The following is a 390-nucleotide window of genomic DNA, read 5'->3' on the forward strand; positions in this document are numbered from 1 at the left end:
TTTCAATCAATGTCAAGCCCTGGTAAGGTTCTTCGCGTTGCGTCGAATTAAACCACATACTCCACCGCTTGTGCGGGCCCCCGTCAATTCCTTTGAGTTTCAACCTTGCGATCGTACTCCCCAGGCGGGGTACTTATTGCGTTAACTCCGGCACAGAAGGGGTCGATACCTCCTACACCTAGTACCCATCGTTTACAGCCAGGATTACCGGGGTATCTAATCCCGTTCACTCCCCTGGCTTTCGCGCCTCAGCGTCAGACACAGTCCAGAAAGTCGCCTTCGCCACTGGTGTTCCTCCCAATCTCTACGCATTTCACCGCTACACTGGGAATTCCACTTTCCTCTCCTGCACTCAAGAAACACAGTTTCTACCCCATCACGGAGTTGAGC

1 rRNA gene is annotated in these 390 nt (G+C 52.8%); it reads right to left on the bottom strand.

Annotated elements, in window-relative coordinates:
• Window positions 1–390 (bottom strand): 16S ribosomal RNA (locus Ga0466249_RS25995); the annotation flags it as partial.

Source organism: Pelorhabdus rhamnosifermentans (genome assembly GCF_018835585.1).
GTDB lineage: Bacteria > Bacillota > Negativicutes > UMGS1260 > UMGS1260 > Pelorhabdus > Pelorhabdus rhamnosifermentans.